Raw genomic sequence first — 25,926 nt, forward strand, 5'->3', positions numbered from 1 at the left:
GCCCGCTCACAGCCCCTTATTAAATTAGTGCTTGCCGTCCAACGCTAGGGTTTCGGGTGCGCGTCGCGCCATTCCCGCGCCTGCGAGAAATGGCCGCAACCGATAAAAGGCAAGGGCGGGCGCAGGGCCGACAGCGGCGAAGGGTGGTTGGCCACCAGCACCTTGTGGCGCTTGGCGTCAATCAGGGCCCGCTTGCTCTGGGCATGGGAGCCCCACAGCATAAAAACCACCGGGTGGTCGCCGTCGGCGACCTGGCGGATCAGCGTGTCGGTCAACACTTCCCAGCCTTTGCCTGAATGGCTGGCCGGCTGGCTTTCTTCCACCGTGAGGCAGGTATTGAGCAGCAGCACACCGTGCGTGGCCCATTTCACCAGGCTGCCGCCGGGCACCGGGAACTTGGGCGGCGGCGTGCCCAGGTCGCGCTGCAGTTCCTTGAAGATGTTGCGCAGCGAAGGCGGCAAGGCCACGCCGGGCGCGACGGAAAAGGCCAGCCCCTCGGCCTGGCCCCGGCCGTGGTAGGGGTCCTGGCCCAGGATCACGACGCGCACCTCTTCGGGCGGCGTAAGTTCCAGCGCGCGCAGCGGCTGGGGCGGAAAGATCACCGCGCCTTGCGCGAGCCGGCCCTGCAGGAAATCCAGCAGCTTGCCGCCGGTGGGGGACGCGAAGAAGGCCTCGGTGGTGGGACGCCAGCCGGGTGCCACCGGCCAGTCCGCGGGGTCCGCGCTCAGCAGCTGGTCCGGAGAGTTCATCTGCACCGCCTCCTGGTTTACTTGCCGCTAAACAGCTGCGCCAGCGCCAGGCCCGGCTCATCGGCGCGCATAAAGGCCTCGCCGACCAGGAAGGCGTTGATGCCGGCGTCGCGCATGCGTTTTACGTCGGCCGGCGTGGCGATGCCGGACTCGGTGACCAGCAAGCGGTCCGCGGGAACCTGGCCCAGCATGCCCAGCGTGGTGTCCAGCGAGACCTCGAAGGTTTTCAGGTTGCGGTTGTTGATGCCGATCAGCGGCGTTTTGAGCTTGAGCGCGCGTTCCAGTTCAGCCTTGTCGTGCACCTCGACCAGCACCGCCATGTCCAGCGACATGGCCAGCGCCTCCAGCGACTTCATCTGCGCATCGTCCAGGCAGGCGGCGATCAGCAGGATGCAGTCGGCGCCCATGACACGCGCCTCATAGACCTGGTAAGGGTCGACCATGAAGTCCTTGCGCAGCACCGGCAGGCTGCACGAAGCCCTGGCCTGCTTGAGGTAGTCGACGCTGCCCTGGAAGAACTGCTTGTCGGTCAGCACCGAGAGGCATGCCGCGCTGAGCGTGCCGTCGCCCTCGGCATAACTTTGCGCGATGTCGGCCGGGATGAAGTCGGCGCGCAGCACGCCCTTGGACGGGCTGGCTTTTTTGACTTCGGCGATCACCGCGGGCTGGCCCGCCGCGATCTTGGCGCGCAGCGCGCCCACGAAGTCGCGCGTCAGCACGCGCGATTCGGCGTCTTCACGCATCACGGCCAAGGGTTTCTTGCGAATCGCCTCGGCGATTTCCTGGCGCTTGACGGCGATGATTTTGTCGAGGATGTCGGACATGGTGTTCAGGCCGCAAGTTGTTGGGTGGTGGAAACCAGCTGCTGCAGGCGCGCCTTGGCCGCGCCCGAGGCCAGCGCCTCGCGAGCCAGGCCTATGCCGGCCTTCATGGAGTCGGCCACATTGGCGGCGTACAGCGCCGCGCCGGCATTGAGGATCACGATGTCGCGCGCCGCGCCGGGCTGGTTGTCCAGCACGCCCAGCAGCATGGCCTTGGACTGCTCGGGCGTTTCCACGCGCAGCGCGCGGTTGCTGGCCATGGGCATGTCGAAGTCTTCGGGGTGGATTTCGTATTCGGTGATTTCACCATTTTTGAGTTCACCGACAACGGTGGCCGCGCCCAGGCTGACCTCATCCATGCCGTCCTTGCCGTAGACCACCACCGCATGCTCGGCACCCAGGCGCTGCAGGGCGCGCACCTGTATGCCCACCAGGTCGGAATGGAACACGCCCATGAGGATGTTGGGCGCGCCGGCCGGGTTGGTCAGCGGGCCCAGGATGTTGAAGATGGTGCGCACGCCCAGTTCCTTGCGGATGGGGGCGACGTTTTTCATCGCCGGGTGGTGGTTGGGCGCGAACATAAAACCCACGCCGACCTGTTCTATGCACTTGGCGATGGCCTCGGGCTTCAGGCCAATATGGATGCCCAGCGACTCGATCACGTCGGCGCTGCCCGACTTGCTGCTCACGCTGCGCCCGCCGTGCTTGCTGACCTTGGCGCCGGCCGCCGCCGCCACAAACATGGAGCAGGTGGAGATATTGAAGGTGTGCGAGCCGTCGCCACCGGTGCCGACGATGTCGACCAGGTGGGTTTTGTCGGCCACGTGAACCTTGGTGGAAAACTCGCGCATCACCTGCGCGGCGGCGGTGATCTCGCCTATGGTCTCTTTCTTGACGCGCAGGCCGGTGATCAGCGCGGCCATCATCACGGGCGACATCTCGCCGCTCATGATGAGCCGCATGATATGCAGCATCTCGTCGTGGAAGATCTCGCGGTGTTCGATGGTGCGCTGCAGCGCTTCCTGCGGGGTGATTTTGTGGGTATGGGGCATGGCGTGTCTCGCTTGTTTGTTCCGAGGCTGGAGTAAGGCTCAATTCGCGGGATTATCGGTAAAGGCAAGCTTGAGGCCAAACGCGATGAACATGGCGCCGGCCGCACGGTCCAGCCAGTGCATGCCGCGCTGCACGGCGTCGCGCCTGGCCATCCAGGCGGCCGCCACGGCCCAGCCCGAATTGACCGGAATGGCGTTCAGGTTGAACAGCATGCCCAGCAGCACAAAGGCCAGCGCCTTGTTTTCAGTGCCCGGTGCGATGAACTGCGGCACAAAGGCGAGGAAAAAAATCGCCACCTTGGGATTGAGCACATTGGTCCAGAAGCCGCCCATAAAAATCGCCTTCAGGGGCTTGGGCGCTTCGGCGGCGGCGACCGCGGCGAGGTCGGTCGTGGCCTGCGGCGCCCTGGACAGCAGGATCTTCGCGCCTATCCACAGCAGGTAGGCCGCGCCTATCCACTTGAGCACGGTAAAGGCGATGGCCGATGTGGCCAGCAATGCGCCCACGCCCACGGCCGCCGCGAAGATGTGGACAAAGCAGCCCGCGGTGATGCCCAGGCCGGCCACGATGCCGGCGCGCGCGCCCGAGCGCAGCGAGTGGGTCACGATGTAAAGCACGTCGGGGCCCGGCGTCAGGTTGAGCAGCCAGCCGGCCGCGATAAACAGCAACAGGTGTTGGAAATCTGGCATGGCGGCTCCTCAGCGACGAAAGAATTCCCGGATGGCGGCCGCCGCGCGGTCCACGCCGGCGGCATCCACATCCAGGTGAGTGACAAAACGCAGGCGGTACAGGCCCGTGGCCTGTATGCCCCTGCCAGCCAGGTGCTCGAGCAGGGCCGCGGACTGCTCGCGCGCCGCGCCCGTCAGGTCGACAAACACGATGTTAGTCTGCGGCGCTTCAACCTGCAGGCCTTCAATGCCGGCCAGGCCGTCAGCCAGCTGCCTGGCCAGCGCGTGGTCCTGGGCCAGGCGCCCCACATGATGGTCCAGCGCAAACGAAGCCGCCGCCGCCAGCATGCCGGCCTGGCGCATGCCGCCGCCCGCCATCTTGCGGATGCGGTGCGCCCGCGCGATGAACTCGCGCGAACCGCACAACGCCGAACCGACAGGCGCGCCCAGGCCCTTGCTGAAGCAGACAGAGACGCTGTCAAAGCATCCGGCGATGCGTTTGGCCTCGGCCAGCGCGCTGCCGCCTGTTTGCGCGGCCTGCGCGACGGCGGCATTGAACAGCCGCGCGCCGTCCAGGTGGCGGCCCAGGCCGTGCTTTTCCGCGAGCGCGGTGGCCCGCTGCACATAGTCAAAAGGCAGCAGCTTGCCGCCCAGGGTGTTTTCCAGCGCCAGCAGGCGTGTGCGCGCGAAATGCGCGTCGTCGGGCTTGATGGACGCCTCGATCTCGGCCAGGGCCAGCGTGCCGTCGCTATGGTGGTTCAGCGGCTGCGGCTGCACGCTGCCGAACACCGCCGCACCGCCGCCTTCCCAGCGGTAGCAATGCGCCATCTGGCCGACGATGTACTCGTCGCCGCGCTGGCAATGGCTCAGGATGGCGCAGAGATTGCTCTGCGTGCCGGTAGGCACAAACAGCGCGGCCTCAAAGCCCAGCAGGCCCGCGATTTTCTCCTGCAGCCCATTGACGGCGGGATCGTCGCCGAACACGTCGTCGCCCAGCGGCGCGGCCAGCATGGCCTCGCGCATGGCGGCGGTCGGCCGGGTCACGGTGTCGCTGCGTAAATCCACAAACGCCTGGCTCATGCGCTTTGCTCCAGGAAGTTTTTCAGCATGGCGTGGCCGTGCTCGGTCAGTATCGATTCGGGGTGGAACTGCACGCCCTGGATGGGCAGCTCCTTGTGGCGCACGCCCATGATCTCGCCGTCGTCCGTCCAGGCCGTGACGGCCAGGGCCTTGGGGCAGGACGATTTTTCAATCGCCAGCGAGTGGTAACGGTTAACGACGAACTGCTCGGGCAAATTGGCGAACACGCCCTCTTGCGTGGTGGTGATCACGCTGGTCTTGCCGTGCATGAGCTGCTGCGCACGGATGATGTTGCCGCCGAAGGCCGCGCCTATGCTCTGGTGGCCCAGGCAGACGCCCAGGATGGGCAGCTTGCCGGCGAAATGCTGGATCGCCGCGACCGAGATGCCGGCCTCGGCCGGCGAGCACGGCCCGGGCGAGACCACCAGCAGGTCGGGCGCGCGGGCGGCGATGTCCGCCACGCTGATTTCGTCATTGCGAAACACCTCGACCTCCGCGCCCAGTTCACCGAAGTACTGGACGATGTTGTAGGTAAAGCTGTCGTAGTTGTCGATCATCAAGAGTTTGCTGCGCTTCATGTTCAGGCCTCCTGGCGCAGGCGTTGGAATTCGCCGCGCTCAAAATCAATGGATGCGGCGATCATGGCGCGGTAGGCCGCTTCCAGGACAGCCTCGGGGGCGCCGGCCGCGCGGGCCTGGGCGCGCACGCGGTCCACGATGAATTCGATGCGCGCGTTGTCGACGATCTCGCCGGCGCTTTGTTTGATGCGCGCGGCCTGCGCGACGTAAGCGCTGCGCTCGGCGACCAGCGCCACGATGCGGTCGTCAAGCGCGTCGATGTTGCGGCGCACGTCGGCCATGGTATGGCAGTGCTCCACGGTTGGGCGGATGGTCGTGCTCATTCCAGGCCCTCCTCGACAAGCTCGGACGCCCGCAGCAGCGCGCGCGCCTTGGCTTCGGTTTCCTTCCATTCGAGCTCGGGCACCGAGTCGGCCACCACGCCAGCCGCCGCCTGCACATACAGCGTCTGGTCCTTGATGATGCCGGTGCGTATGGCAATCGCCACGTCCATGTCGCCGGCATAGCTGAGGTAGCCGCAGGCGCCGCCGTAGAGGCCGCGTTTGGTGGGTTCGAGCTGGTCGATGATTTCCATGGCGTGGACCTTGGGCGCGCCGGTCAGCGTGCCGGCCGGGAAAGTAGCTTTGAGCACGTCCATGCTGGTCATCCCATCCAGCAGCACGCCCTCGACGTTGCTCACGATGTGCATCACATGGCTGTAGCGCTCGACCGCGAAGGCCTCGGTGACCTTCACCGTGCCGGTCTTGGCGATACGGCCTATGTCGTTGCGCGCCAGGTCAATCAGCATGACGTGCTCGGCGCGCTCCTTGGGGTCGTTGACCAGTTCCTGCTCGACGGCCTTGTCGGCCTCGGGCGAGGAAGCGCGCGGGCGGGTGCCGGCCAGGGGCCTGATGGTGATCTTCTGCCCCTCACTGACTTGTTCCTGCCGCACCAGAATTTCGGGGGAAGCCCCCACCACATGGAAGTCGCCGAAGTGGTAGTAATACATGTAGGGCGAGGGGTTGAGCGAGCGCAGCGCGCGGTACAGGCTCAGCGGCGACTCGGTGTAGCGTTTCTTGATGCGCTGGCCGACCTGCACCTGCATGAAGTCGCCGGCTTCGATCAGGCGCTTGGCCTTCTCCACGGCGGCGATGTAGTCGGCCTTGGCGAAGTCGCGCTCGGCCGGATAGCTTTGCGAGGGTTTGACCACCGGGGCGCTGACCGAGTACTTGAGTTTTTCCCTGAGTTCGCGCAAGCGCTTCTTGGCGTTGGCATAGGCTTCGGGCTGGGCCGGGTCGGCATAGACGATCAGGTAGAGCTTGCCCGAGAGGTTGTCGATCACCGCCAGCTCTTCGCACTGCAACAGCAGGATGTCGGGGCAGCCCAGGGTGTCGGGCGGACAGCTGGCTTCGAGTTTTTTCTCGATGTGGCGCACCGCGTCGTAGCCGAAATAGCCGGCCAGGCCGCCGCAAAACCGCGGCAGGCCCGGCCGCAGCGCGACCTTGAAGCGCTTTTGGTAGTCAGCGATGAAGTCCAGCGGGTTGGCCGCCGAGGTTTCCACGACGCGGCCGTCCGTCACCACCTCGGTGACCCGGTCGGCGCCAAAGCCCGAGGCGCGCACCAGCGTGCGGGCCGGCAGGCCGATGAAGCTATAGCGGCCGAAGCGCTCGCCGCCGACGACGGACTCCAGCAGAAAGCTGAATTTGCCGCCGTCCTTGGAATGCGCGAGCTTGAGGTAGAGGGAAAGCGGCGTTTCAAGGTCGGCAAACGCCTCCGCCATCAGGGGAATGCGGTTGTAGCCCTGGCCGGCCAGGCTTTTAAATTCGAGTTCAGTGATCACGGTAAATCCTTCGCTGGGAGGCAAAGCGCAAAGAGGCGCCGCCGCCGGTCATTCAAAACGCCCCGAGGACCGGGGCCGGGATGCACCTCTCGGGAGGGCATCGATGAGAAAGGGGGGTGTCGCAGAACCTGCGGCAGTTGCGCGGGCCGATGGCAGCGTGGTAACGCGCCGGCCCGCATGCGCCTCAGGCGTGCGAGAAATGACAGGTACGCCAGGGCCAGGCTCCCCGGTCGCCACAACCTGTTTGAATGATGCGATGAATGAACATGTAGGGCAAAGTGTAGCAAAGACCGGGACCGGCCCGCACCGGGCAAGCATGGCCGGGACAAACTAGTACTAATGCTTATCTCGCAAACCCTCTTGCGAGAGGCCGCCCCTGAACTCGAGAATGGTGACATAAAAAAAGAACGCTCGTTCTATTTCAACCCTTCTTTGGAGACAGCCCATGACTTTGACAGCGCGATGCATCGCGGGCCTGACCAGCCTGTTGCTCTCATTCGGCATTCTTGCCGCACCTATGGAAGTGGCGGGCGTCAAACTCGACGACCCGGTGGAGCTTCACGGCACCAAGCTCCAGCTCAATGGCGCGGGCATTCGCTACAAGGCCGTTTTCAAAGTCTACGTGGCGGGCATGTACCTGCCCAAAAAGGCCTCCACCCCCGAAGAGGTCTACACCATGGCCGGCCCCAAGCGCATCAGCATCACCCTGCTGCGCGAGATTGACTCCAACGAACTGGGCAAAAGCTTTACCACCGCCTTCACCGAAAACGCGCCCAAGGCGGAAATGTCCAAGCTGATCCCCGGCCTGATCAGGATGGGCCAGCTTTTTGCCGACCAGAAGAAACTGGTGGCCGGCGAAGGCTTCACCATCGACTGGATTCCCGGCACCGGCACCGTGATTTCCGTCAAAGGCAAACCGCAAGGCGAGCCCTTCAAGGAAGCCGAGTTTTTCAACGCCCTGGTGCGCATCTGGCTGGGCCCGCAGCCCGCTGACTGGAAACTCAAGGACGCGCTGCTCGGTAAATAAGGCCTGCGGCTTTCGGATGATCAACGGGGCGCAAGCCCCGTTGCCGTTTTCACCGCCCCAGTGCTATTTCTGGAAGCGCAGTTCGGCCAGCGAGTCGACAAAGCCGTCGGCATCGACCTCGCGCACCGGCTCGCCGTGGTTGTAGCCGTAGGTCACCAGCAGCACCGGGCAGCCCGCCGCCCGCGCGGCCCGCGCGTCGTTGCTGGAGTCGCCGATCATCAGGGTGCGCGCGGGCGCACTGCCCAGCGCCTCGCAGGTCTTGAGCAGCGGCAGAGGGTCGGGCTTTTTGCGCGCGAAGGAGTCGCCGCCAAAGACCTCGCTGAAAAAACCGTCCAGGCCCTTGAGTTTGAGCAGCTGGCGCGCCATGGCCAATGGCTTGTTGGTCAGGCAGGCCAGCTTGAGCCCGGCCTGCTGCAGGGCGCGCAAGCCTTCCAGCCCTCCGGGATACACCGCCGAGTGCAAGCCGTTGATGGCGGCGTAATGCCGCTGGTAGCTCGCCATCGCTTCGGCGTAGCGCGCCGGCAGGTCCTCACCGGCATGCGCCAGCACCGTCCTCACCAGATTCTCGGAGCCCTTGCCGACCATGCGGCCCACGGTCGCCGCATCCAGCGCCTGCGCCTGGCCCGGCCTGCCCAGTTCGGCCAGCATGGCGTTCACGGCGGCCACGAAATCTCCCAGGGTGTCCACCAGCGTGCCGTCCAGGTCCACCATGGCGGCGTCGAAATGGGTGAGCGTCAGAACAGCAGGATTCATGCAAAACAGCCGGTGAAAGGTGGCAAGCGGAGCGGCGATCATGCCAGAACCCACTGCCTGGCGCCCGGCTTTCTGCGCTACGCTAGGCCTGCGCTTTTTCAATTGCCGCCACCGACCTTCCAGGAATGCCATGAATGCTTTTTCTCAAGACCGATGCCGCAACAAAGCACTGCGGCGGCTGGCCGCGGCCTGTGCCGCACTGTTTGCCGCGGCGACGCCGGGGCCCACGCTGACCCAGCCTGCACCTGCACCTGCACCTGCACCTGCACCTGCACCTGCACCTGCACCTGCACCGCTTGCCGCGGTGCCGCCCGGCGCCAACACCTTTGAACGGCTGGCGACAGGGGCCGGGATCACCAGCTGCTCCAAGGCCCTGCGCACCCTGGGCCCGGTGCTGACCGGGCCCGAGGGCGGCTATGCCGTGATGCTGATGGCCAACCGCGTGGCGCCGGCCGCCTCGGCCTTCTCGGCCTCGATTGAAAAAAGCGGGCCCGCGGGCACCACCTTTGTCAGCGCGTTTTTCAGTCCCGGCCTGATGGGCGGCTGCGACGTCGGCTATGACACCGTCAGCACCTGGAACAAGTCCTGCCAGGACGTTGCCCTGCAAGACTTCCGCTATGCGCAGCCGCTCAACGTGATAGGGCGCAATATCAGCGTGCTGCCGTATTCGCCCACCCACCATGTGTACCTGATCCGCATGCCAGGCGGCTGCATCAGCATCAACAAGGAAATGCTCTACCCCTGAACGGCGCTCAAGAGGCGGCGCGGCGCCTGGCCTGGATCGCGCGGTCCAGGCTGCCCAGCAAGCGCTGCTCGTCGAGGGGTTTTTCCAGCCAGCCCGAGATCCCCAGCGTCTGGCTGCCGGGCTGCTGCCGCGCCTCCGCGGCGGTGACCGATAACACCAGCACCGGCAGGCGCGCGGTGCGCTTGTTCGCCCGCAACTCGCGTATCAGCGAGAACCCGCTCTCATAGGGCTGCCTGACGTCCACCGTCATCGCCGCGTAGGACTCCATCTTGAGGTGGTCGCGCGCCTGCTCGGTGGTGTGCGCCATGTCCACGGCATAGCCGCCGTTGTCCAGCATCATGCCGATGAGCTGGGCCACGTCGGGATCGTCTTCGTACACCAGCACGCGCGGGCGCGCCACACCGTCAAGCTCCATGGGCGCCGTGACCGGCGGCGCTTCCCGCCATACGGGCAGCTCGAAAAAGAAGGTCGTACCCACCCGGCTTTCCGTGCTGAAGCCTATGTTTCCGTCCATACGCTCGATGATGGCCTTGGAGATGCTCAGGCCCAGGCCGGTTCCGCCTTTTTGCCGCGTGTCGGATGAGTCGGCCTGCGAAAACTTCTGGAAGATGCGCTGGCGGAATTCATCCGGAATGCCGGGGCCGCTGTCGGTAATCTCCACGCGCGCGCGCGCCGCGTCCGTGCGCAGCGACACCTGCACGGCGCCTCCCGGCGGCGAGAACTTGATGGCGTTGGACAGCAGGTTGGTCACCACCTGGATCAACCGGTCGCTGTCGACGCAGACCTGCACGGGCGCCTCCATCCTGCCCAACGCCAGCGTCACGCCGTGCTGCTCCGCGAAGCCTTCATTGGCGGCCAGGGCCTGCTCCAGCAAGGGCTCCAGCTCCATGGGCCGCAGCTCAAAACTCATCTTGCCGGATTCGATTTTTTCGCTGTCGAGAATGTCGTTGATGAGCCGGATCAGCCGCTCGCAGTTGCTCTTGGCGATGCCCACCAGGTTTTTGGCCTGCGCCGGCAGCTCACCGGTCACACCGCCCCAGACCAGCCCGAGTGAGCCGCGTATCGAGGTCAGCGGCGTGCGCAGCTCATGACTGACGGTGGAGACGAACTCACTCTTCATGCGGTCTATGCGCTTGAGCTCGGTCACGTCATTGCCCAGCGAGGAAAAACCGATGACCGTGCCCTGCTCGTCCCCTTCGCCGTAGCGCGGAAAATGGCTCATGACATACTCGCGCCGCTCACCGCCGGGCGTCACCTGCACGCACTCGTAGCGAACCGAATAGCCCGCCAGCGCCTCCTGAACATGGCCCTTGACCTGCTCGTACAGCTGCGGCCCCATGACCTCGAACAGGGTCCGGTTCTGTATCTGTTCGGACACAAGGCCGAAGGCCTCTTCATAGGCCCGGTTGTGGAACCGGAAGCGCTCCTCCCTGTCGACATAGGCGATCAAGGCCGGAACGGCGTCGGTCAGCTCGCGCAGCTGGGCTTCGCTGCTGCGCAGGGCGTCGCTGATGCGGTTGCTTTCGGTGATGTCGTGGATGATCGCGGTGAACAGGCGGCGGCCGCCGACATTGACGTCGCCGAAGGACGCGTTCACCGGGAACTCGGTGCCGTCGTGGCGCAGGCCCAGGACCTTGACGTCCCATTCGCGAAAGCCGCGCTGGCGCCCGCCCAGGCTCGCGAAGAAGGCCTGAAAGCCCATGCGGTAACGCGTGGGCAGCAGCATGGTCACTTCCCGGCCCACCAGGTCGTCGAGCCGGTAGCCGAAGAGATGGCGGGCGGCGCTGTTGGCGTTGACAATGATGCCCTCCTGGGTGGCCGTCACCAGCCCTTCGGCCATGCTCTCGGTCACGGCCCGGCTCATGGCCTCGCTGTCGGAAAGCCTGGCCTCGATGCGGCGGCGCTTTTCCTGCGCCCTGACAATCATCTGGATGGCCCAGCCGAAAACACTCAGGCACAGCATGCCGCCCAGCAAGATCAATTGCTTGACGGTCTGCGCGGTCCGGCGCGTTTCCTCCTTGGAGTGCTCCAAGGTCTGGGTTTCAGCCACCTTGATGCGGGCCACCAGCGACTCTATTTCGTCATGAAGCCGGCGATTGGGCGCGTTGCCGACGATGGCCGCCGCCGCGTCCAGCCCAGCCTGCTGCCGGGCGGCGATGGCCAGCTCCATGAGATCGAAGCGGCGCGTCATGGCCTCGCTCAGGGCGCGCCAATCCTGGCTTGTGGCGGCCTGCGCATGCACGCGCTGCAGCGCCTGCTGGCTCAGCGAACGGCCCCGCTGGTAGGCGGCGAGGTCGCCGGGCACGTTGGTCAGCAGGTAGCGCCGCTGCGAAGACTCCGCCGCCTGGAACTCCGAGACGACCTGCTCCAGCAGCAGCACCGTTTCGCGGGCCTCGGTTTCGCTCTGCGTGCCGCTGATCAGTGAATTGATCGTGAAATAGGAAGCCGCGATGCTCAGGATGATCAGGATCATCCCGGCGCCCAGCGCGACGTTGATGGTGGCGCGAAAAGGCAGCCTCATGGCACTTGAGCCGGCAGGCCTGGTTGACCAGAAAAGCGGCTCATCTCGCCATGCTCGCGCGCTACTGCGAGCCCAGCACGGTGCGAACCGCCTGGATCAGCGATTCGGTCTCCACGGGCTTGGTAATGTAGCCGTCGGCGCCGCTGGCCAGACCCTTGAGCACCGCCTCGCGCGTTGCCTTCGCCGTGAGCATGATCACGGGAATGTCCTTGAGCTGGGGGTGCGAGCGGATGCGCAGCAGGATGTCAAAACCGTCGGCATCGGGCAGCATCACGTCCAGCAGCACCAGGTCGGGAATCGGCGCCTTGCGGAACTCGGCTACCACTTCCGCGCGCGAGCCCGCCACCCGCACGTCGAAGCCCTCGAAGGTCAAGTAGTGGTTCAGGAACTTGGCCAAGTGCTCATCGTCGTCCACGATGATGGCTGACTGGCGCTCGCCGGGCGCGCGCTGGCGCGGCGAGCCGCGCTTGCGGGCAATGCGGACGTAGTAGTTGGATTTCTTGAGCGTGGCCGCGCAGAGATCGGCTTCGGCGCCCGCCTCCGTGAGCGCCGCCGGGCTCAGCTGGAACTGCAGCGAAGCGGCGAACGGGTCCGGCGCGACCTGCGTCACTAGCCCCTTGGCCAGCAGCAGTTTCAAGGTGTGGTCCAGCGTGGCGCTCACGGCATCTCCCACACTCTGGCGTATTTGGGCCATGGACAGGATGCCGTCGAGCCGCACCAGCAACTCCACCTCGGGCGGTGAAATCGTGGTGGCGGCGCTTCGCAGCTCCTGCTGGCCTTTGGGCGTAACTGCGTAGATGTCGTTGTACTGCACGGTGTAGCTCCTCTCTGTGGGTAAGGGGCATGACATGCGCCTGGGCGCCCTGCCTGATGATTCTAAGGGTCCAGGGCCGGCCCGAATGGCGTACGCCCGCAGTAGGAAGATACACCAAGCGGGACGGCCCGGGTGCTCACGGCGGTTTCACGGGATCGGGCGGCGGCAAGGCCGAGCGCAGCGCCTCCATCAGTTCACCGAGCGACTCCTCCATGCGCAGCAGCAGCTCGTCGATGCCCTCACGCGGCGCGTTGTCGCGCAGCGCCTGCTCCAGCGCCTCGGCGTCCTGCGGCAGTTGCGTGGCGCCTATCTGCGCCGAGACGCCGCGCAGCGAGTGGCTCAGCAACTCCGCCGCCTTCGGGTCGCCGGCCGCCAGGGCCTCGCGTATGCGTGCCGGCGTGTCCGCGCGGCCGTCCATGAAGCGGCGCAGCATCGAGATGTAAAAGCCCTTCATGTTCATCGCCCGGCTCAATCCCACCGGCAGGTTGATGCCGGCAATGCTGTCCGGCAGCGTTTCATCGCCGGCTCCCGCCGCATCCGCCGCCTGCACGGCGGCAAGGCGGGAGGCCTGCGTGCCGGCATCGGCCGCGGGTGCGGGTGCGGGTGCGGGTGCGGGTGCGGCGGCGCTCGCGACGGCCTGCGGCGCGGGCTCCAGGCTGTCCAGCGCCCTGCGCAGCTCGGCGGCGGCGTCCGCGCGCTGCGCGGGCGTGAGGCGGCCCGGGTCCAGTTCCAGGCGCAGGCCGGGCCGGTCGCACTGGATCACCCCCGCCGCCGCGGCCGGCGGGACCGGGGTCTTGCGGACCGCGTAAACCGTGATGGGCTCGGAAAACCCTTTGGCGATCACCGGCTCGCGTTCCTCGACCTCAATGTCGCCCTGCACCAGGTCGTGGGTGTCCCTGGAAATCAGGATGCCGCCGGGCTCGGCGGCCTGCTCCAGCCGGGCAGCGAGGTTCACCTCCCGGCCGATGATGGTGTAGTCCATGCGCAGGTTGCTGCCGAAGTTACCGACGTCGCAAAATCCCGAGTTGATGCCTATGCGTATCTCGAAAGCCTTGGGGATGCCCATGGCCTTCCAGCGCTGCCGCAGCTCGGCCATGCGCTGCTGCATGGCGACGGCCATCCTGACGCACTGCACCGCGTCCTGGCGCGGGCCCAGGGTGTGGGGGTCGCCGAAAAAGATGACAATGGCGTCGCCGATGAACTTGTCCAGGGTTGCGCCGTACTCGGCGGCGATCTGCGACATCTCTTCAAAGTAACTGTTGAGCAAAAACGTAACTTCCTCGGGCTGCCACTGCGCCGTGGAAGCGGTGAAGTTCTTGATGTCCGAGAAAAACACCGTGAGCCGCTTGCGCTGGGTCTGGATCTCTGCCTGGCGGGATCCATCAAACAGCGACTGGTAGACCTGCGGCGCAAGATAGCGCGACAGCTGCTCGGACAGGGTCTTCAGGCGCTTGGCATTGGCGCTGCGCTCCAGGTGCAGCCTCACGCGCGCCAGCAGCACGGGCGGGCTGATCGGTTTGGTGATGTAGTCGGTGGCGCCCAGGTCCAGCCCGAACTGCTCTTCCTCCACACTGCTCAGCGCCGTGAGGAAGATGACGGGAATGTCGGCCGTGCGCGGGTCGCGCGCCAGTCGCCGCATGACTTCGTAGCCGTCCATGCCGGGCATCATCACATCCAGCAGGATGATTTCAGGGCGCCGCTCGGACAGCGCCACCTGCAGGCCCTCTTCGCCCGACTCGGCGGCCTCCACCTCATAGTCGTCGCGCAGCAGGGCGACCAGGAAAAACCGGACGTCCGCCGTGTCGTCCACCACCAGGATGCGGGCTCGGCGCGCGGGGCGCTGCCCGTCTTGCTGGCTTACAGCTTCAGTCATGCGGCTCCTCCATGTGTGGCGGGGGGCCGGCGTCCGGCCTGGCCGGTTACCGGGGTTGGCGCGCGGGTCGGCGTCGTCGCGTGCCGGCCTATTTCACCAGTTCCGCCCGCATGGCGTCAATGACCGCCTTGTAGTCGGGTTTCCCGAAAATGGCGCTTCCGGCCACAAAGGTGTCGGCGCCGGCAGCGGCCACGCGCGCGATGTTGTCGGCCTTGATGCCGCCGTCGACTTCGAGGCGGATATCCTTGCCCGAGGCTTCGATGCGCTTGCGCGCCTGTTCGACCTTGCGCAGCGCCGAGTCGATGAAGCTTTGCCCGCCGAAGCCGGGGTTGACGCTCATGATCAGGATCAGGTCGATATCCTCGATCATCCAGTCCAGCACATCCAGCGGCGTGGCCGGGTTGAACACCAGCCCGGCCTTGCAACCCTTGGCCTTGATGGCCTGCACGCTGCGGTGCACGTGGCCGGAGGCCTCGGGGTGAAAGCTGATCAGGTCGGCGCCGGCGTCGGCAAAAGCCGCGGCCAGCGCGTCGACGGGCTGCACCATCAAGTGCACGTCCACGGGCACCGGGGTGCCGTCGGCCTTTTTGGCGTGCGGCTTGAGCGCCTGGCAAATCATGGGCCCGAAAGTCAGGTTGGGCACATAGTGGTTGTCCATCACGTCGAAGTGGATCCAGTCGGCGCCGGCGGCGATGACGGCCTTGACCTCATCGCCCAGGCGGGCGAAATCGGCGGACAGGATGGAAGGGGCGATCCGGTAGGTGGGCGGCTGGTTTTTAGGCATGGCAGGATTGTCGCAGCAAGCCGCGGCCCCCGCGTGCCCTTGGTGTTGCCCGCTGTTTCGCCGGGCCAACAGCAACGGCAGGCGGTTAACATGGTCGCCAACAGTTCCAGCCATGCCCAAATACCAATTTTCCTGCGAAGTCGTCCCCCAGTACCTGCCCGAACAATCGGCGCCGGAAGACCATGTCTACGGGTTTTCCTATACCGTCACGGTCACCAACACCGGCGAAGTGACGGCCCAGCTGATCTCGCGCCACTGGGTCATCAGCGACGCCAACGGGCACAACGAGGAGGTCAAGGGCCTGGGCGTGGTCGGCCACCAGCCGCTGCTCAAGCCGGGCGAATCCTTCCAGTACACCAGCGGGTCGCGCCTGCGCACGCCCAGCGGCACCATGCACGGCAGCTATTTTTGCGTCGCCGAGGACGGCGAACGCTTCGAGGCACCCATCCCCATGTTCGTGCTGGAGGCGCACAACGGCAATGGCAGCGTCCCGCCCGGCCGCGTCCTGCATTAGGCCCCCGGTCCTGACCGCCCGATGAAAGACCTGGCATCCCTGCTCAAGGCGCTGGATCCGGACGCCGGCCTGGCCCAGCGCCATGTCTGGCTGATCAAGCTCTTCGAATGGATACGCGGCGATGAGACGTCCGTCCCGGCCGCGGTGGCGCGGGTGCAGGCCTTCATCGATGCCGTCGAGATGCAGCCCGAGCTGCGCGCGCGCCTGCAGGCCTGGTGGCAGACGCTGATCCAGACAGTCGACATCACCACCTTGCTGGCCGATTTCGGCTTCGCGCCGCGCACGGCCTTCGTCAGTGAACTGGCCGAGCGCCTGCGCCGCAAATGGCTGCCCGGCACGCCCGAGACCGTCGACGCCTCCGAGCTGTTTCCCTTAGTGGCGCCCACCCGCTTTGACGCGCAGTGGATGGGCGCGCTCGAGGAGCCCCAAATCGCCCGGCTCACCCTGCTGCTGTCGGCCAGCCCCGACATGGACACGCTGCACTGGCATTACAGCCTGATGGACGCGCTGGCCTATTGCACGGCGCAGATCCGCGCCACCGGTTTCGCCCCCGAGCTGCGCCTGCGCATGAACCGCGCCACCCCGCACGCGCGCGCCTTTCATGCGCTGCCGGCCGACATCGATGGGCTGCGCAACGCTTTCTTCAAGCCCGAACGGGACGAGGCGCAATTGCAGGCTGCGATCGCGCAATACCGCGAGCGGCTGGACGCCTGCCGCCAGGCCGTCAACAGCATCTACACGCACCTGGAGGAAAACGGCATTTCGGTCGGCATGGTGTTTCGCCTGCGCCAGCTGCGCGAGCGCATGCTGCGCGTGCGCGAGCTGCTCGACAGCCTGGTCTCGCCCAAGCCGGCCATGGCGGCCGTCAAGCTGCTGGGGCGCCGCGTCATCACCGCGCAAGAGGGCAAAAGCATCAGCGCGCTGATCAGCGCCAACTCCACGCTGCTGTCGGCCAAGGTGGCCGAGCGCAGCGCCGAGACCGGCGAGACCTACATCACCCGCACGCGCGGCGAATACCGTGAAATGCTGGGCAAGGCCATGGGCGGCGGCGCCGTCACGGCCCTCACCACGCTGCTCAAGTTCATGATCGTCGCGGTGGGGCTTTCGGCCTTCTGGGGCGGCTTCTGGTCCGGCCTCATGTATGCCGCCAGCTTCATCCTGATCCAGCTGCTGCATTTCACGCTGGCCACCAAGCAGCCGGCCATGACGGCGCCGGCCATGGCGGCCAAGCTCAAGGACCTCGGCTCGGCCGATGCCGCCAGCACCATCGAAGCTTTTGTCGACGAGGTCACGCACCTGGTGCGCTCGCAGGTGGCGGCGGTCTTCGGCAACGTGTTCATGGTGGTGCCCGCGGTGCTGCTGGTCAACACGCTGGTGCTGTTGCTGCTGGGCCGGCCCATGATCAGCCCCACCGAGGCCGAGCATGTGCTGGGCACGCTGACCTTGCTGGGCCCCACGCTGATGTGGGCGGGCTTTACCGGCGGCATCCTGTTCGCGGCCAGCATGATCGCGGGCTGGACCGAAAACTGGTTCGTGCTGCACCGCCTGGACTCGGCCATGCGCCACAACCCGCGCATCACCGCCGTGCTGGGCAGCGAGCGCGCGGCCCGCTGGTCAAGCTTCATGCGCGACAACATCTCGGGCTTCGCCTCCAACATCGCGCTGGGCTTCATGCTGGGGCTGATCCCGGCCTTCACCGGCTTCTTCGGCGTGGAACTCCAGGCACGCCACGTCACGCTGTCCACCGGCCAACTGGCCGCGGCCGGCGCCTCGCTGGGCCTGGAGGCCTTCAAGCACCCCACCATCTGGTGGTGCGTCGCGGCCATTCCGCTGATAGGCGCGCTCAACCTCGGCGTGAGTTTTTACCTCGCGTTCCGACTGGCCCTGCAGGCGCACAACGTGAGCAATGTGGACCGCGCCCGCATTCGCGCCGCGATCTGGGCGCGCTGGCGCAGCCATCCGCGCAGCTTCTTCATGCCTGGATAGGCTCACCCCTGTCCAGGCTCACTGCGTGTAGCCTGTTCTCCCCTCGAGGGGACGGCGCCTGCGGTCTGGCAAAGCCAGTCCCGCGGCCCCCGATGGTGACACCCCCATTTGGTTTGCGCCGTTGAACTCTTCACCCAACACGCATCGGGCGGCATTTCCGGCCTTGTCCTACAGGCCTGCACCGGAGGCCCCTGTAAATTAATGCAACAAGTTTCGTTTCGCGCAAACCCACCGGGCCCCAGGCCGTAAAGGCCGGCCGACCAACGCGCAACAGGCCGCCTCCAGGGGCCTGTCTGCAGAAGTTCCCATCAGAGTGGAGACCCATCCCCCATGAATGACATCCTGGCCATCTGGGCCGAATGGATCAAACCTTCGGCAGGCTTGCCGACCGTGCAGTGGTCCATCCTTCTCGCTGTGGCCACCGCCGCGGGCCACCTGCTGAACCGCTACACCGGCCTGCCCAAGGTGGTCGGCTATTCGCTGGTCGGCGGCGTTGCCGGCCTGGCCGGTTTCACAGGCGCGGTCTGGCCGCTGCAGGGCACGGGACTGTTCCTGCTGGAACTGGGCGTGGCCGTGGTGCTGTTCGAGGCCGGCGGGCGCATCCCGCTGCGCTGGTTTCGCCACAACCCCATGGTGCTGGTGCAAAGCCTGGCCGAATCGGCGCTGACCTTTATCCTGGTGTACTGGGCCCTGGGCGCGATGAGCGTGCGCGTCGCCGTGGCCGAACCGCTGGCCCTGCTGGCCATGGCCGCTTCGCCGGCCGTGCTGTCGCGCGTGGCCATAGACACGCGCGCGGCCGGCCCGGTCACCGAACGCGCGCTGGTGCTGTCCACGCTGGGCACGCTCTATGCCCTCACGCTGTGCAGCGCCCGCGCCGGCATGATGCACCGCCCCGAATCGGGTGTGGCCAGCGTGCTCAGCACGCTCTACCCGGTGCTGGTGGTGCTGGGACTGTCGGTGGTGGTGGGCGCGGTGCTGGCCCTCACGCTGCGCACCGCGCTGCGCGTGATGAGCCCCACCAGCGAAAACACCGCCATCCTGCTGCTGGCCCTGATCGCCGCGGGCGCCGCGCTGGCGGCCCATTTCGGCGGCTCGGCGCCGCTGGCGGCGCTGCTGGGCGGCATGCTGCTCAAGCAGCTCAACCCGCGTCCCTGGTCATGGCCGCGGCAGATGGGAACGGCCTCCGCCATGCTGACCATGCTGATGTTTGTGCTGGTCTCGGTGGTGGCGGCGCAGGCCGACTGGAGCGGCCCGGTAGCCGGCCTGGTCATCGCCATGGTCCTGGCGCGCATGGCGGCCAAGATCATCGGTGTCGCCATCGGCAACGCGGGCAGCGGCGCCAGCTGGAAACAAGCGCTGTGGGTGGGCTGCGCGATGTCGCCGATGTCCTCGGTCGCGTTGCTGCTGGTGTCGCAGTTCGCCACGGCCTCGGGCGCCCTGGGCCGGCAGATCGCCAGCGTGGCCCTGCCCGCCATCCTGCTGATGGAAGTGCTGGGCGCGGTGCTGGCCACCGTGGCCATTTACCGCGCCGGCGAAAGTTCCAAACCCTGGGCGCCGCTCACGCGCGGCCCCGCATCCGGACCCGTCCATGAGCCTTGAACCTTTTCACAAATCGGCCGCGCTGTCGCTGGGCGTGGAGCTTGAGCTGCAGCTGGTGAACACGCACGACTACGACCTCGCGCCCTATGCCGAGGACATGCTGCGCCTGATGTCCAAAATCCCGCTGCCCGGCGCCGTGGTGCCCGAGATGACCTCCAGCATGATTGAAGTCTCGACCGGCATCTGCCACAACGCATCGGAAGTGCTGGGCCAGCTTTCGCAGATCCGCGACGCGCTGGTCAAGAGCGCCGACAAGCTCAACATCGCCGTGGTCGGCGGCGGCACCCACCCCTTCCAGCAGTGGCATGAGCGCCGCATTTACGACAAGCCGCGCTTTCGCGAGCTGTCCGAGCTCTACGGCTATCTTTCCAAGCAGTTCACCATCTTCGGCCAGCATGTGCATGTGGGCTGCCCCGACGCAGACAGCGCGCTGCTCACGCTGCACCGGATGTCGCGCTACATCCCGCACTTCATCGCGCTGTCGGCCTCCTCGCCCTATGTGCAGGGCCAGGACACGGCCTTCGACTCGGCGCGGCTCAACTCGGTGTTCGCCTTCCCGCTCTCGGGCCGCGCGCCCTTCGCGCTGACCTGGGACGATTTCACCGTGTACTTCGACAAGATGACGCGCACCGGCGTGGTCAAGAGCATGAAGGACTTTTACTGGGACATCCGGCCCAAGCCGGAGTTCGGCACCATCGAGATCCGCGTGTTCGACACGCCGCTCACGGTGGAGCGCGCCACCGCGCTGGCGGGCTTTGTCCAGTCGCTGGCCTCCTGGTTCATGCACGAGCAGCCCTTTGTGCCCACCGAGGACGACTACCTGGTCTACACCTACAACCGCTTCCAGGCCTGCCGCTTCGGCCTGGACGCGGTTTACGTGGACCCGGCCACCGGCGGCCACATGCCGCTGCGCGAACACATCCTGCAGACCATGGCGCGGATCGAGCGCCACGCCACCGCCATGGGCGCGGGCGCCTCGCTGCACCTGCTGCGCAACAGTGTGGAGCGCGGCGACAACGACGCCCGCTGGCTGCGCGAAAGGCAGGGCGAGGAGCACCTGCTGGCCGAAGTCATACGCCAGGCGTCGGAACGTTTTCGCGGCGGCGTGACGCACCAGCAGAATTCCTGAAATCCCCGCCGGTGCAGCCTGTATGCTCTGCGCCATGGGTGAATTCGACTTGATTGCGCGCTACTTCACGCGCCCCGCCGCGCGCGCGGCGCTGGGCGTGGGCGACGACTGCGCGCTGCTGCAGCCCGCGCCCGGCACGCAGCTGGCGATTTCCAGCGACATGCTGGTCGAGGGCCGGCACTTTTTCGTGGACGTGGACCCCCTCACGCTGGGCCACAAAGCGCTGGCCGTCAATTTGAGCGACCTGGCCGCTTGCGGCGCCAAACCCCTGGCCTTCACGCTGGCCCTGGCCCTGCCGCGGGTCGACGAAGCCTGGCTGGCCGCATTTTCCCAAGGCCTGCTGGCGCTGGCCGATGCGCACGGCTGCGAACTGGTGGGCGGCGACACCACGCAGGGGCCGCTCAATATCTGCATCACCGTGTTCGGCGAAGTGACCGTGCTGAACGGCAAAAGCCAGGCGCTGCTGCGCTCGGGCGCAAAAGCCGGCGACGATGTGTACGTCAGCGGCACGCTGGGCGACGCGCGGCTCGCGCTGGACGCGCTGCGCGGCACCGTGCCCTTGCCGCCCGGCTTGCTGGCCCAGGCCAGGCGCCGGCTGGAGCAACCCACACCGCGCGTGGCCTTGGGCCAGGCGCTGCGCGGCATCGCCTCGGCGGCCATTGACGTGAGCGACGGCCTGATCGGCGATCTGCTGCACATATTGCGCGCCTCAGGCGTGGGCGCCACACTCGAGACGGCGCTCGCCGCCCAATTGGTGGCCGCTTGCGCCCACCCGGATTGGCCCGGAACCGGCATTGGCGCGGACAAGCAGCTGGAGTTCGCACTGGCCGGCGGCGACGACTACGAGCTCGCCTTCACCGCGCCGGTCTACGCCCGCGAAGCCGTGCAGGCAGCGGCAAGACAGGCGCAAACGCCCGTCAGCCGCATAGGCCGCATCGACACGGCCCCCGGCCTGCGCCTGCTGGACGCGGCCGGCGTGCTGGTGGAGCGGCGCTACGCCTCTTTCGATCACTTCGCCTGAGGGCGAATGCCGGCGCCTGGGCGCGCTGCGTGCACCAGGCCGCGCGCGAGGCGGCCCAGCACCGACCAGAACTGGGCCGGTGCCAGGGCACGCAAATGCCGGGCCTCGGCCATCGCGGCGGCGGCCAGGCGGTTTTCTTCGGATGCGATGTAGGCGGAATTCATGAGAGCGTCCTTTCAGTTGGGGTACGGCTCCACTGTGCGCAAAACCGCCGCCGCCGGAAACCACCCGCGGCGCAAATGCGTCTTGCACCAGGCGCAAAACAAAAAGCCCGGCGATGGGTAATATGGCCGGCATGCGGAACCTGAACTTTGACGACATGCACCTGTTCGCACGCGTGGCCGAGCTGGGCAGCTTCTCGGCCGCGGCCCGCGCGCGCGGCGTGCCTGTCAGCCAGGTGTCCCGCGCCATCGCCCGCATTGAAAAAACCTGCAATGCGCGGCTGGTGCAGCGCAGCACGCATGCGCTGACCCTCACGCCCGAGGGGGAGACTTTTCTCGGCTACTGCCGGCGCATGACACACACACTGGACGACCTGGAAGGCGAGTTCGCCAGCCAGAGCGGCGAGGCCAGCGGCTGGGTGCGGGTGGCGGCCAGCACGGTGATGGCCGAATACCTGCTGGTGCCCAGCCTCGAAGGGCTGAGCCAGCGCCATCCGCAGGTTCGTGTGGAACTGAAGGTGGACGACCGCCTGGTGGACATGGTGCGCGACGGTGTCGACATCGCGATCCGCAGCGGAACGCACACCAATGAGAACACGGTAATGCGCCAGATCGGCACGCATGGGCGCAGGCTATACGCCACGCCGAGCTATCTGGAGGCCCACGGCACGCCCGAGCACCCCGACGACCTGGGCCGGCACCGCCTGATCAGCAACAGCGGCGCGACCACGCTCAACCGCTGGCCCTTCATCATCGACGGCCAGCCCGTGGTGATCACGGCAGACGGCCATTGGCGCGCCGACTCCACCGGCACCACCAGCCAGCTGGCCCTTCAGGGCCTGGGCATAGCGCGCTTTGCCATGCTGGCGGCCGAGCCCCTGGTGCGGCGTGGCCTGCTGGTGCCGGTACTGCCGGGCTTTGTCGACGAGCAGCCCGTGCCCATCCATGCCGTGACGCTGGGCGGGCGCCATCGGCTGCCGAAAATCCGTGCCTGCATAGACTATTGGGCCGAGTGGTTCAGCCACGAAGGAGACTTGATCCGCTGACCCCCTGCCGGTTGATCCGGCCACGTTATCTGGCCTATTTGGCTTCAACCAGCGCGCGAATGTCCAGCAGGGTCAGTTCGTTGGCATCGGGCTTGCCGATTTCACGGCCCGATGAATACGGAAAATTGTTGTCGTTGACCAGCACGACGTGGGTCGCATCCACTATCGCCAGGCCCTCAGGGCCCAGGTGCGGCAGCGAAAACACCGCTTCATTGGGCCCCAGCTTCGCGAGGCGCTGCGGGTTGGCGATGCGGGTCAGGTCGATATAAGCCACTTTGCGCACAAAACCATCGGCATCGGCGGCCGCCAAGTCTATCTTGTAGACGCGCTTGAAACGCGCGGGCCGCGTGAAGCAATCGGTGCGCGCTTCGCCCGGGCAGGCCGGCGCCTGGCCTTCGGTGCTGTCGTCGCGCTCTATCACCAGGCCGGTGGTGGCGTCCAGCAGCTGGAAGTCGGCCGCGACATTGCCCACTTCCTCGAGCAGGTACTTCCACTGCTTGCCGGTGTAGCTGCCCGAGGCCGCGTCCACCTCGTTGATGCGTACATAGGTCTTGTCACCGGATTTTTCGACGCTTTTGGCCGTGGTGTCGAACAGCGGGCCTTCAAACATGGGATAAAGCTTGCTGCCGTCGGGTGACTTGGCCATGCCCTCAAAACCGTTGGAGCGGCGCACCTCGAACAAGGCTTCGCCGGGCAGGTTGGGCAGGCGGCCCTGCATGTAGTGGTCGGGCGAGGCCAGCAGCTTGCCCTTGATGACGGTTTCGATCACGCCCAGCACCCGGCCCTGGAAGTCGGTGCGCAGCAGGTAGGGGCCGTATTCGTCGCCTATCCACCATTCATTGCCCACCACCTGCAGGGATTCGGGGTCGAAATCGATGCCCGTGAGGTAGCGCCGCGAGGTGTTTTCGTTCTGGATGTGGAAAGGAATACGCTTATGGGGGTCGCTCAGGAAGGTCGTGCCGCGGCGCAGGACCCGGCCCTTGCCCCAGTCCACGGACAACCGGTGCACCATCAGCAGCGCGTCCTGCGAGTTGACCTTGTTGCCGAAGCCGTTGTCGGTCAGCGCCAGGAACTCCCCCTTGCCCAGCGAGACGATGCCCGAAAAACCCTGCACCGACTGGCCCTTCATGGGCAGCGCGCCGCCGGAGGCGCGCGGGTATTTGGGGTCGCCGACAAAGGTGTTGGCGTTTTCGCTGCCGAGCTGCTCGTTGCGCTGGCGTTTGGCATTGGCGAATTTGCCCGCCGTGGCGAAAAAAGGCCCCGCATCGCGCGGCGCCGCCACCGAAGCATCGGCGGCCAGGGACGCATGGCCCGCCAGCACGGCCTCCACGGCCGGCGCCGTCTGGGCGCGGCCGCTGCCGGCCGCCAGGCACAGCGCGCAGGCGGCGGCCAAGGTCAAGGCGTTCATCTTGTTCAAAACCTGTTTGTGCTTGCTCATCCCGAATTCCCTCTTGTCTGCTGAATCGCAGGACTGTGCCGGCCGCGTGTGAAACCGCTGTGACAAAATCAGCCACTGCCCCGGGCATTCGCCGCCCACCCCCACACATGACCGACACCACGCCGCCGCCCGCCTTCCGGCCTACCGCGAAATTCCTGCTGACGCATCCCGCGCACTTCATTGCCCTGGGCTTTGGCGCCGGCCTGAGCCCGGTCGCGCCCGGCACGGCCGGCACGCTCTGGGCCTGGCTGGCCTTCCTGGTGCTGCAGCAGTGGCTCACGCCGGCCGAGATGGGCTGGCTGATCGCCGCCTCCACGCTGGCCGGCTGGTGGGCCTGCACCGTGACGGCCAAGGCCATGAAGGTGCTGGACCCAGGCAGCATCGTCTGGGACGAAGTCGTGGCCTTCTGGCTGGTGCTGTGGCTGGTGATGCCCGCGGACTTCGGGGCCCAGCTGGCCGCGTTCGGGCTGTTCCGCTTTTTTGACGCCGTCAAGCCCGGCCCCGTGGCCTGGGCCGACCAAGCCTTCAAGGGCTTTAATTGGCGCGGTGGCTTTGGCATCCTGTTTGACGACTTCGTGGCGGCGTTTTGCACGCTGCTGGTGATCGCGCTCTGGAGGTTCTGGTGAACGGCGTAGCCGGGCTGGCCGGACAGCTCGCCGGCCTGCTGCAGGCCCAGGGCCGCATGCTGGCCACCGCCGAAAGCTGCACCGGCGGCATGATTTCCGCGGCCTGCACCGACCTGGCCGGCTCCAGCAACTGGTTTGAGCGCGGCTTTGTCACCTATTCCAACGAAGCCAAGACGGATTTGCTGGGCGTCCCGTCCCCGCTGATCGCCCGCCACGGCGCGGTCAGCGAGGAAGTGGCGCGTGCCATGGCCGCCGGCGCCATCAGCCACTCACGCGCGCAGGTGTCCGTGGCGGTCACCGGGGTGGCTGGCCCGACGGGCGGTAGCGCCGCCAAACCCGTGGGTACGGTATGGTTTGGCTTCGCGCTGCCGGGGCGGCTGGTGTCGGAAGTCAGGCGCTTTGACGGCGACCGGGCCGCGGTGCGCGGCGCCACGGTGGCGCACGCGCTGCGGCGGCTGCTGCAATTGCTGCAAGAGCCGGAGGCGCCGGAAGCGCCGCAAGAAGCCGGCTGACGCCTGAGTGACGCCCGCCCCGCGCCGGCCGCTATAGAGTTCGCGGACCCGATCCTCACCGACATCCCCGACCAGGAGACAGCATGCATCCCAACCAGATCACCCTCGAGAATTTCTACGCCTCCTTCGCCCGCCTCGACTCGGACGCCATGGCCGCCTGCTACGCGCCCGACGCCCAGTTCGACGACGAGGCCTTCTCGCTGCGCGGCCACAAGGAGGTCACCGGCATGTGGCACATGCTCTGCGATGTGACCAAGGCCAAGGGCGCCGACGTCTGGAAGCTGAAATGGAGCGGTATCGAGGCCGGCGCGCAGACCGGCAAGGCGCACTGGGAGGCCGACTACCGCTTCAGCGCCACCGGGCGCATGGTGCATAACGTGATCGACGGCCAGTTCGAGTTCAACGAACAGGGGCTCATCAGCCGCCACCGCGACCGCTTCGATTTCTGGGCCTGGTCGCGCCAGGCGCTGGGCACGCCCGGCCTGCTGCTGGGCTGGACGCCTTTTCTGCGTAACAAAGTGCGGGCCCAGGCGGCCGCGAATCTGCAAAAATATCTGGCGTCGCGTCCCGCATGAGACGGGGCATGCGGAATGTGACGCTAGCCCAACG

At 66.6% G+C, this 25,926-nt stretch carries 26 protein-coding genes; 11 read left to right on the forward strand and 15 right to left on the reverse strand.

Features of this window, described 5'->3' with window-relative positions:
* Window positions 1-44 precede the first annotated feature (44 nt).
* From ACEN9P_RS09135 to trpE, 8 genes are read right to left on the reverse strand one after another with little or no spacing between them, the layout of a single operon-like run.
* A complete protein-coding gene (locus tag ACEN9P_RS09135; RefSeq protein ID WP_495621769.1) occupies window positions 45-749 on the reverse strand; it encodes a uracil-DNA glycosylase in 705 nt (234 codons plus the stop codon).
* Between the two features lie 17 nt (window positions 750-766).
* A complete protein-coding gene (gene trpC / locus ACEN9P_RS09140; RefSeq protein ID WP_495621770.1) occupies window positions 767-1,573 on the reverse strand; it encodes an indole-3-glycerol phosphate synthase TrpC in 807 nt (268 codons plus the stop codon).
* Window positions 1,574-1,578: 5 nt separating this feature from the next.
* A complete protein-coding gene (gene trpD / locus ACEN9P_RS09145) occupies window positions 1,579-2,622 on the reverse strand; it encodes an anthranilate phosphoribosyltransferase (protein WP_074578877.1) in 1,044 nt (347 codons plus the stop codon).
* A 39-nt stretch (window positions 2,623-2,661) separates the two neighbouring features.
* Window positions 2,662-3,312 carry a LysE family translocator gene (locus ACEN9P_RS09150; protein ID WP_495621771.1) on the reverse strand — a complete coding sequence of 217 codons (651 nt, stop codon included), beginning with the start codon at window positions 3,310-3,312 and terminating at the stop codon, window positions 2,662-2,664.
* A 9-nt stretch (window positions 3,313-3,321) separates the two neighbouring features.
* Window positions 3,322-4,371 carry a low-specificity L-threonine aldolase gene (ltaE, locus tag ACEN9P_RS09155; protein ID WP_495621772.1) on the reverse strand — a complete coding sequence of 350 codons (1,050 nt, stop codon included), beginning with the start codon at window positions 4,369-4,371 and terminating at the stop codon, window positions 3,322-3,324.
* On the reverse strand, window positions 4,368-4,949 hold the full coding sequence (locus ACEN9P_RS09160; protein WP_074578871.1) for an aminodeoxychorismate/anthranilate synthase component II: 582 nt from the start codon (window positions 4,947-4,949) through the stop codon (window positions 4,368-4,370). Before ACEN9P_RS09160 ends, ltaE begins: the two co-directional genes overlap by 4 nt.
* A gap of 2 nt (window positions 4,950-4,951) precedes the next feature.
* A complete protein-coding gene (locus ACEN9P_RS09165; RefSeq protein ID WP_477664755.1) occupies window positions 4,952-5,272 on the reverse strand; it encodes a chorismate mutase in 321 nt (106 codons plus the stop codon).
* Window positions 5,269-6,768 carry an anthranilate synthase component I gene (gene trpE / locus ACEN9P_RS09170; RefSeq protein WP_413328546.1) on the reverse strand — a complete coding sequence of 500 codons (1,500 nt, stop codon included), beginning with the start codon at window positions 6,766-6,768 and terminating at the stop codon, window positions 5,269-5,271. Before trpE ends, ACEN9P_RS09165 begins: the two co-directional genes overlap by 4 nt.
* A 445-nt stretch (window positions 6,769-7,213) precedes the next feature.
* Between trpE and ACEN9P_RS09175 the strand changes: the two genes are divergently transcribed.
* Window positions 7,214-7,795: a chalcone isomerase family protein gene (locus ACEN9P_RS09175; RefSeq protein ID WP_477664756.1), complete on the forward strand. Its 582-nt coding sequence runs from the start codon at window positions 7,214-7,216 to the stop codon at window positions 7,793-7,795.
* 63 nt (window positions 7,796-7,858) lie between these two features.
* Here the strand turns inward: ACEN9P_RS09175 and gph are convergent, their stop codons facing one another.
* On the reverse strand, window positions 7,859-8,548 hold the full coding sequence (gph, locus tag ACEN9P_RS09180) for a phosphoglycolate phosphatase (RefSeq protein ID WP_477664757.1): 690 nt from the start codon (window positions 8,546-8,548) through the stop codon (window positions 7,859-7,861).
* Window positions 8,549-8,678: 130 nt separating this feature from the next.
* Here gph and ACEN9P_RS09185 point away from each other — a divergent pair, with 130 nt between their 5' ends.
* Window positions 8,679-9,293 (forward strand): hypothetical protein, encoded by a 615-nt coding sequence (locus ACEN9P_RS09185; protein ID WP_495621773.1) that lies wholly within the window; start codon window positions 8,679-8,681, stop codon window positions 9,291-9,293.
* A gap of 7 nt (window positions 9,294-9,300) precedes the next feature.
* Here ACEN9P_RS09185 and ACEN9P_RS09190 read toward each other — a convergent pair whose 3' ends face one another.
* The 4 genes from ACEN9P_RS09190 to rpe form a co-directional block, all read right to left on the reverse strand.
* Window positions 9,301-11,814 carry a PAS domain S-box protein gene (locus ACEN9P_RS09190; RefSeq protein WP_495621774.1) on the reverse strand — a complete coding sequence of 838 codons (2,514 nt, stop codon included), beginning with the start codon at window positions 11,812-11,814 and terminating at the stop codon, window positions 9,301-9,303.
* Window positions 11,815-11,875: 61 nt separating this feature from the next.
* On the reverse strand, window positions 11,876-12,628 hold the full coding sequence (locus ACEN9P_RS09195; RefSeq protein WP_495621775.1) for a response regulator transcription factor: 753 nt from the start codon (window positions 12,626-12,628) through the stop codon (window positions 11,876-11,878).
* Between the two features lie 136 nt (window positions 12,629-12,764).
* On the reverse strand, window positions 12,765-14,501 hold the full coding sequence (locus ACEN9P_RS09200; RefSeq protein WP_495621776.1) for an adenylate/guanylate cyclase domain-containing protein: 1,737 nt from the start codon (window positions 14,499-14,501) through the stop codon (window positions 12,765-12,767).
* An 88-nt stretch (window positions 14,502-14,589) separates the two neighbouring features.
* Window positions 14,590-15,285 carry a ribulose-phosphate 3-epimerase gene (rpe, locus tag ACEN9P_RS09205; RefSeq protein ID WP_495621777.1) on the reverse strand — a complete coding sequence of 232 codons (696 nt, stop codon included), beginning with the start codon at window positions 15,283-15,285 and terminating at the stop codon, window positions 14,590-14,592.
* Window positions 15,286-15,397: 112 nt separating this feature from the next.
* Here rpe and apaG point away from each other — a divergent pair, with 112 nt between their 5' ends.
* The 5 genes from apaG (at window position 15,398) to thiL (ending at window position 21,534) form a co-directional block, all read left to right on the forward strand.
* Window positions 15,398-15,799, forward strand: coding sequence for a Co2+/Mg2+ efflux facilitator ApaG/CorD (apaG, locus tag ACEN9P_RS09210; protein WP_007874098.1), 402 nt, complete (start codon window positions 15,398-15,400; stop codon window positions 15,797-15,799).
* A 21-nt stretch (window positions 15,800-15,820) separates the two neighbouring features.
* On the forward strand, window positions 15,821-17,785 hold the full coding sequence (gene tlpB / locus ACEN9P_RS09215) for a transporter-like protein TlpB (protein WP_495621778.1): 1,965 nt from the start codon (window positions 15,821-15,823) through the stop codon (window positions 17,783-17,785).
* A gap of 330 nt (window positions 17,786-18,115) precedes the next feature.
* Entirely contained in the window at window positions 18,116-19,384 is a 1,269-nt protein-coding gene (locus ACEN9P_RS09220) for a cation:proton antiporter (protein ID WP_495621779.1), read from the forward strand.
* Window positions 19,374-20,513, forward strand: coding sequence for a YbdK family carboxylate-amine ligase (locus ACEN9P_RS09225; RefSeq protein ID WP_477664546.1), 1,140 nt, complete (start codon window positions 19,374-19,376; stop codon window positions 20,511-20,513). Before ACEN9P_RS09220 ends, ACEN9P_RS09225 begins: the two co-directional genes overlap by 11 nt.
* A 34-nt stretch (window positions 20,514-20,547) precedes the next feature.
* Window positions 20,548-21,534: a thiamine-phosphate kinase gene (gene thiL / locus ACEN9P_RS09230; protein WP_495621780.1), complete on the forward strand. Its 987-nt coding sequence runs from the start codon at window positions 20,548-20,550 to the stop codon at window positions 21,532-21,534.
* Here the strand turns inward: thiL and ACEN9P_RS09235 are convergent.
* Window positions 21,522-21,698 (reverse strand): hypothetical protein, encoded by a 177-nt coding sequence (locus tag ACEN9P_RS09235; protein WP_495621781.1) that lies wholly within the window; start codon window positions 21,696-21,698, stop codon window positions 21,522-21,524. The genes thiL and ACEN9P_RS09235 overlap by 13 nt on opposite strands.
* 113 nt (window positions 21,699-21,811) lie before the next feature.
* On the opposite strand from ACEN9P_RS09235, the gene ACEN9P_RS09240 reads away from it, so the two are divergent.
* The gene (locus ACEN9P_RS09240) at window positions 21,812-22,741 is read left to right on the forward strand and encodes a LysR family transcriptional regulator (protein ID WP_477664543.1); all 930 of its coding nucleotides are present in this window, start codon (window positions 21,812-21,814) and stop codon (window positions 22,739-22,741) included.
* 34 nt (window positions 22,742-22,775) lie between these two features.
* Here ACEN9P_RS09240 and ACEN9P_RS09245 read toward each other — a convergent pair whose 3' ends face one another.
* Window positions 22,776-24,179 carry an esterase-like activity of phytase family protein gene (locus tag ACEN9P_RS09245; RefSeq protein ID WP_495621782.1) on the reverse strand — a complete coding sequence of 468 codons (1,404 nt, stop codon included), beginning with the start codon at window positions 24,177-24,179 and terminating at the stop codon, window positions 22,776-22,778.
* A gap of 107 nt (window positions 24,180-24,286) precedes the next feature.
* On the opposite strand from ACEN9P_RS09245, the gene ACEN9P_RS09250 reads away from it, so the two are divergent.
* The 3 genes from ACEN9P_RS09250 (at window position 24,287) to ACEN9P_RS09260 (ending at window position 25,892) form a co-directional block, all read left to right on the forward strand.
* Window positions 24,287-24,805, forward strand: coding sequence for a phosphatidylglycerophosphatase A family protein (locus ACEN9P_RS09250; protein WP_477664541.1), 519 nt, complete (start codon window positions 24,287-24,289; stop codon window positions 24,803-24,805).
* Between the two features lie 56 nt (window positions 24,806-24,861).
* Window positions 24,862-25,317 carry a CinA family protein gene (locus ACEN9P_RS09255; protein ID WP_477664550.1) on the forward strand — a complete coding sequence of 152 codons (456 nt, stop codon included), beginning with the start codon at window positions 24,862-24,864 and terminating at the stop codon, window positions 25,315-25,317.
* An 83-nt stretch (window positions 25,318-25,400) separates the two neighbouring features.
* Window positions 25,401-25,892, forward strand: coding sequence for a nuclear transport factor 2 family protein (locus ACEN9P_RS09260; protein WP_495621783.1), 492 nt, complete (start codon window positions 25,401-25,403; stop codon window positions 25,890-25,892).
* Window positions 25,893-25,926 lie beyond the last annotated feature (34 nt).

Source organism: Polaromonas sp. Polasp52, from assembly GCF_059491565.1.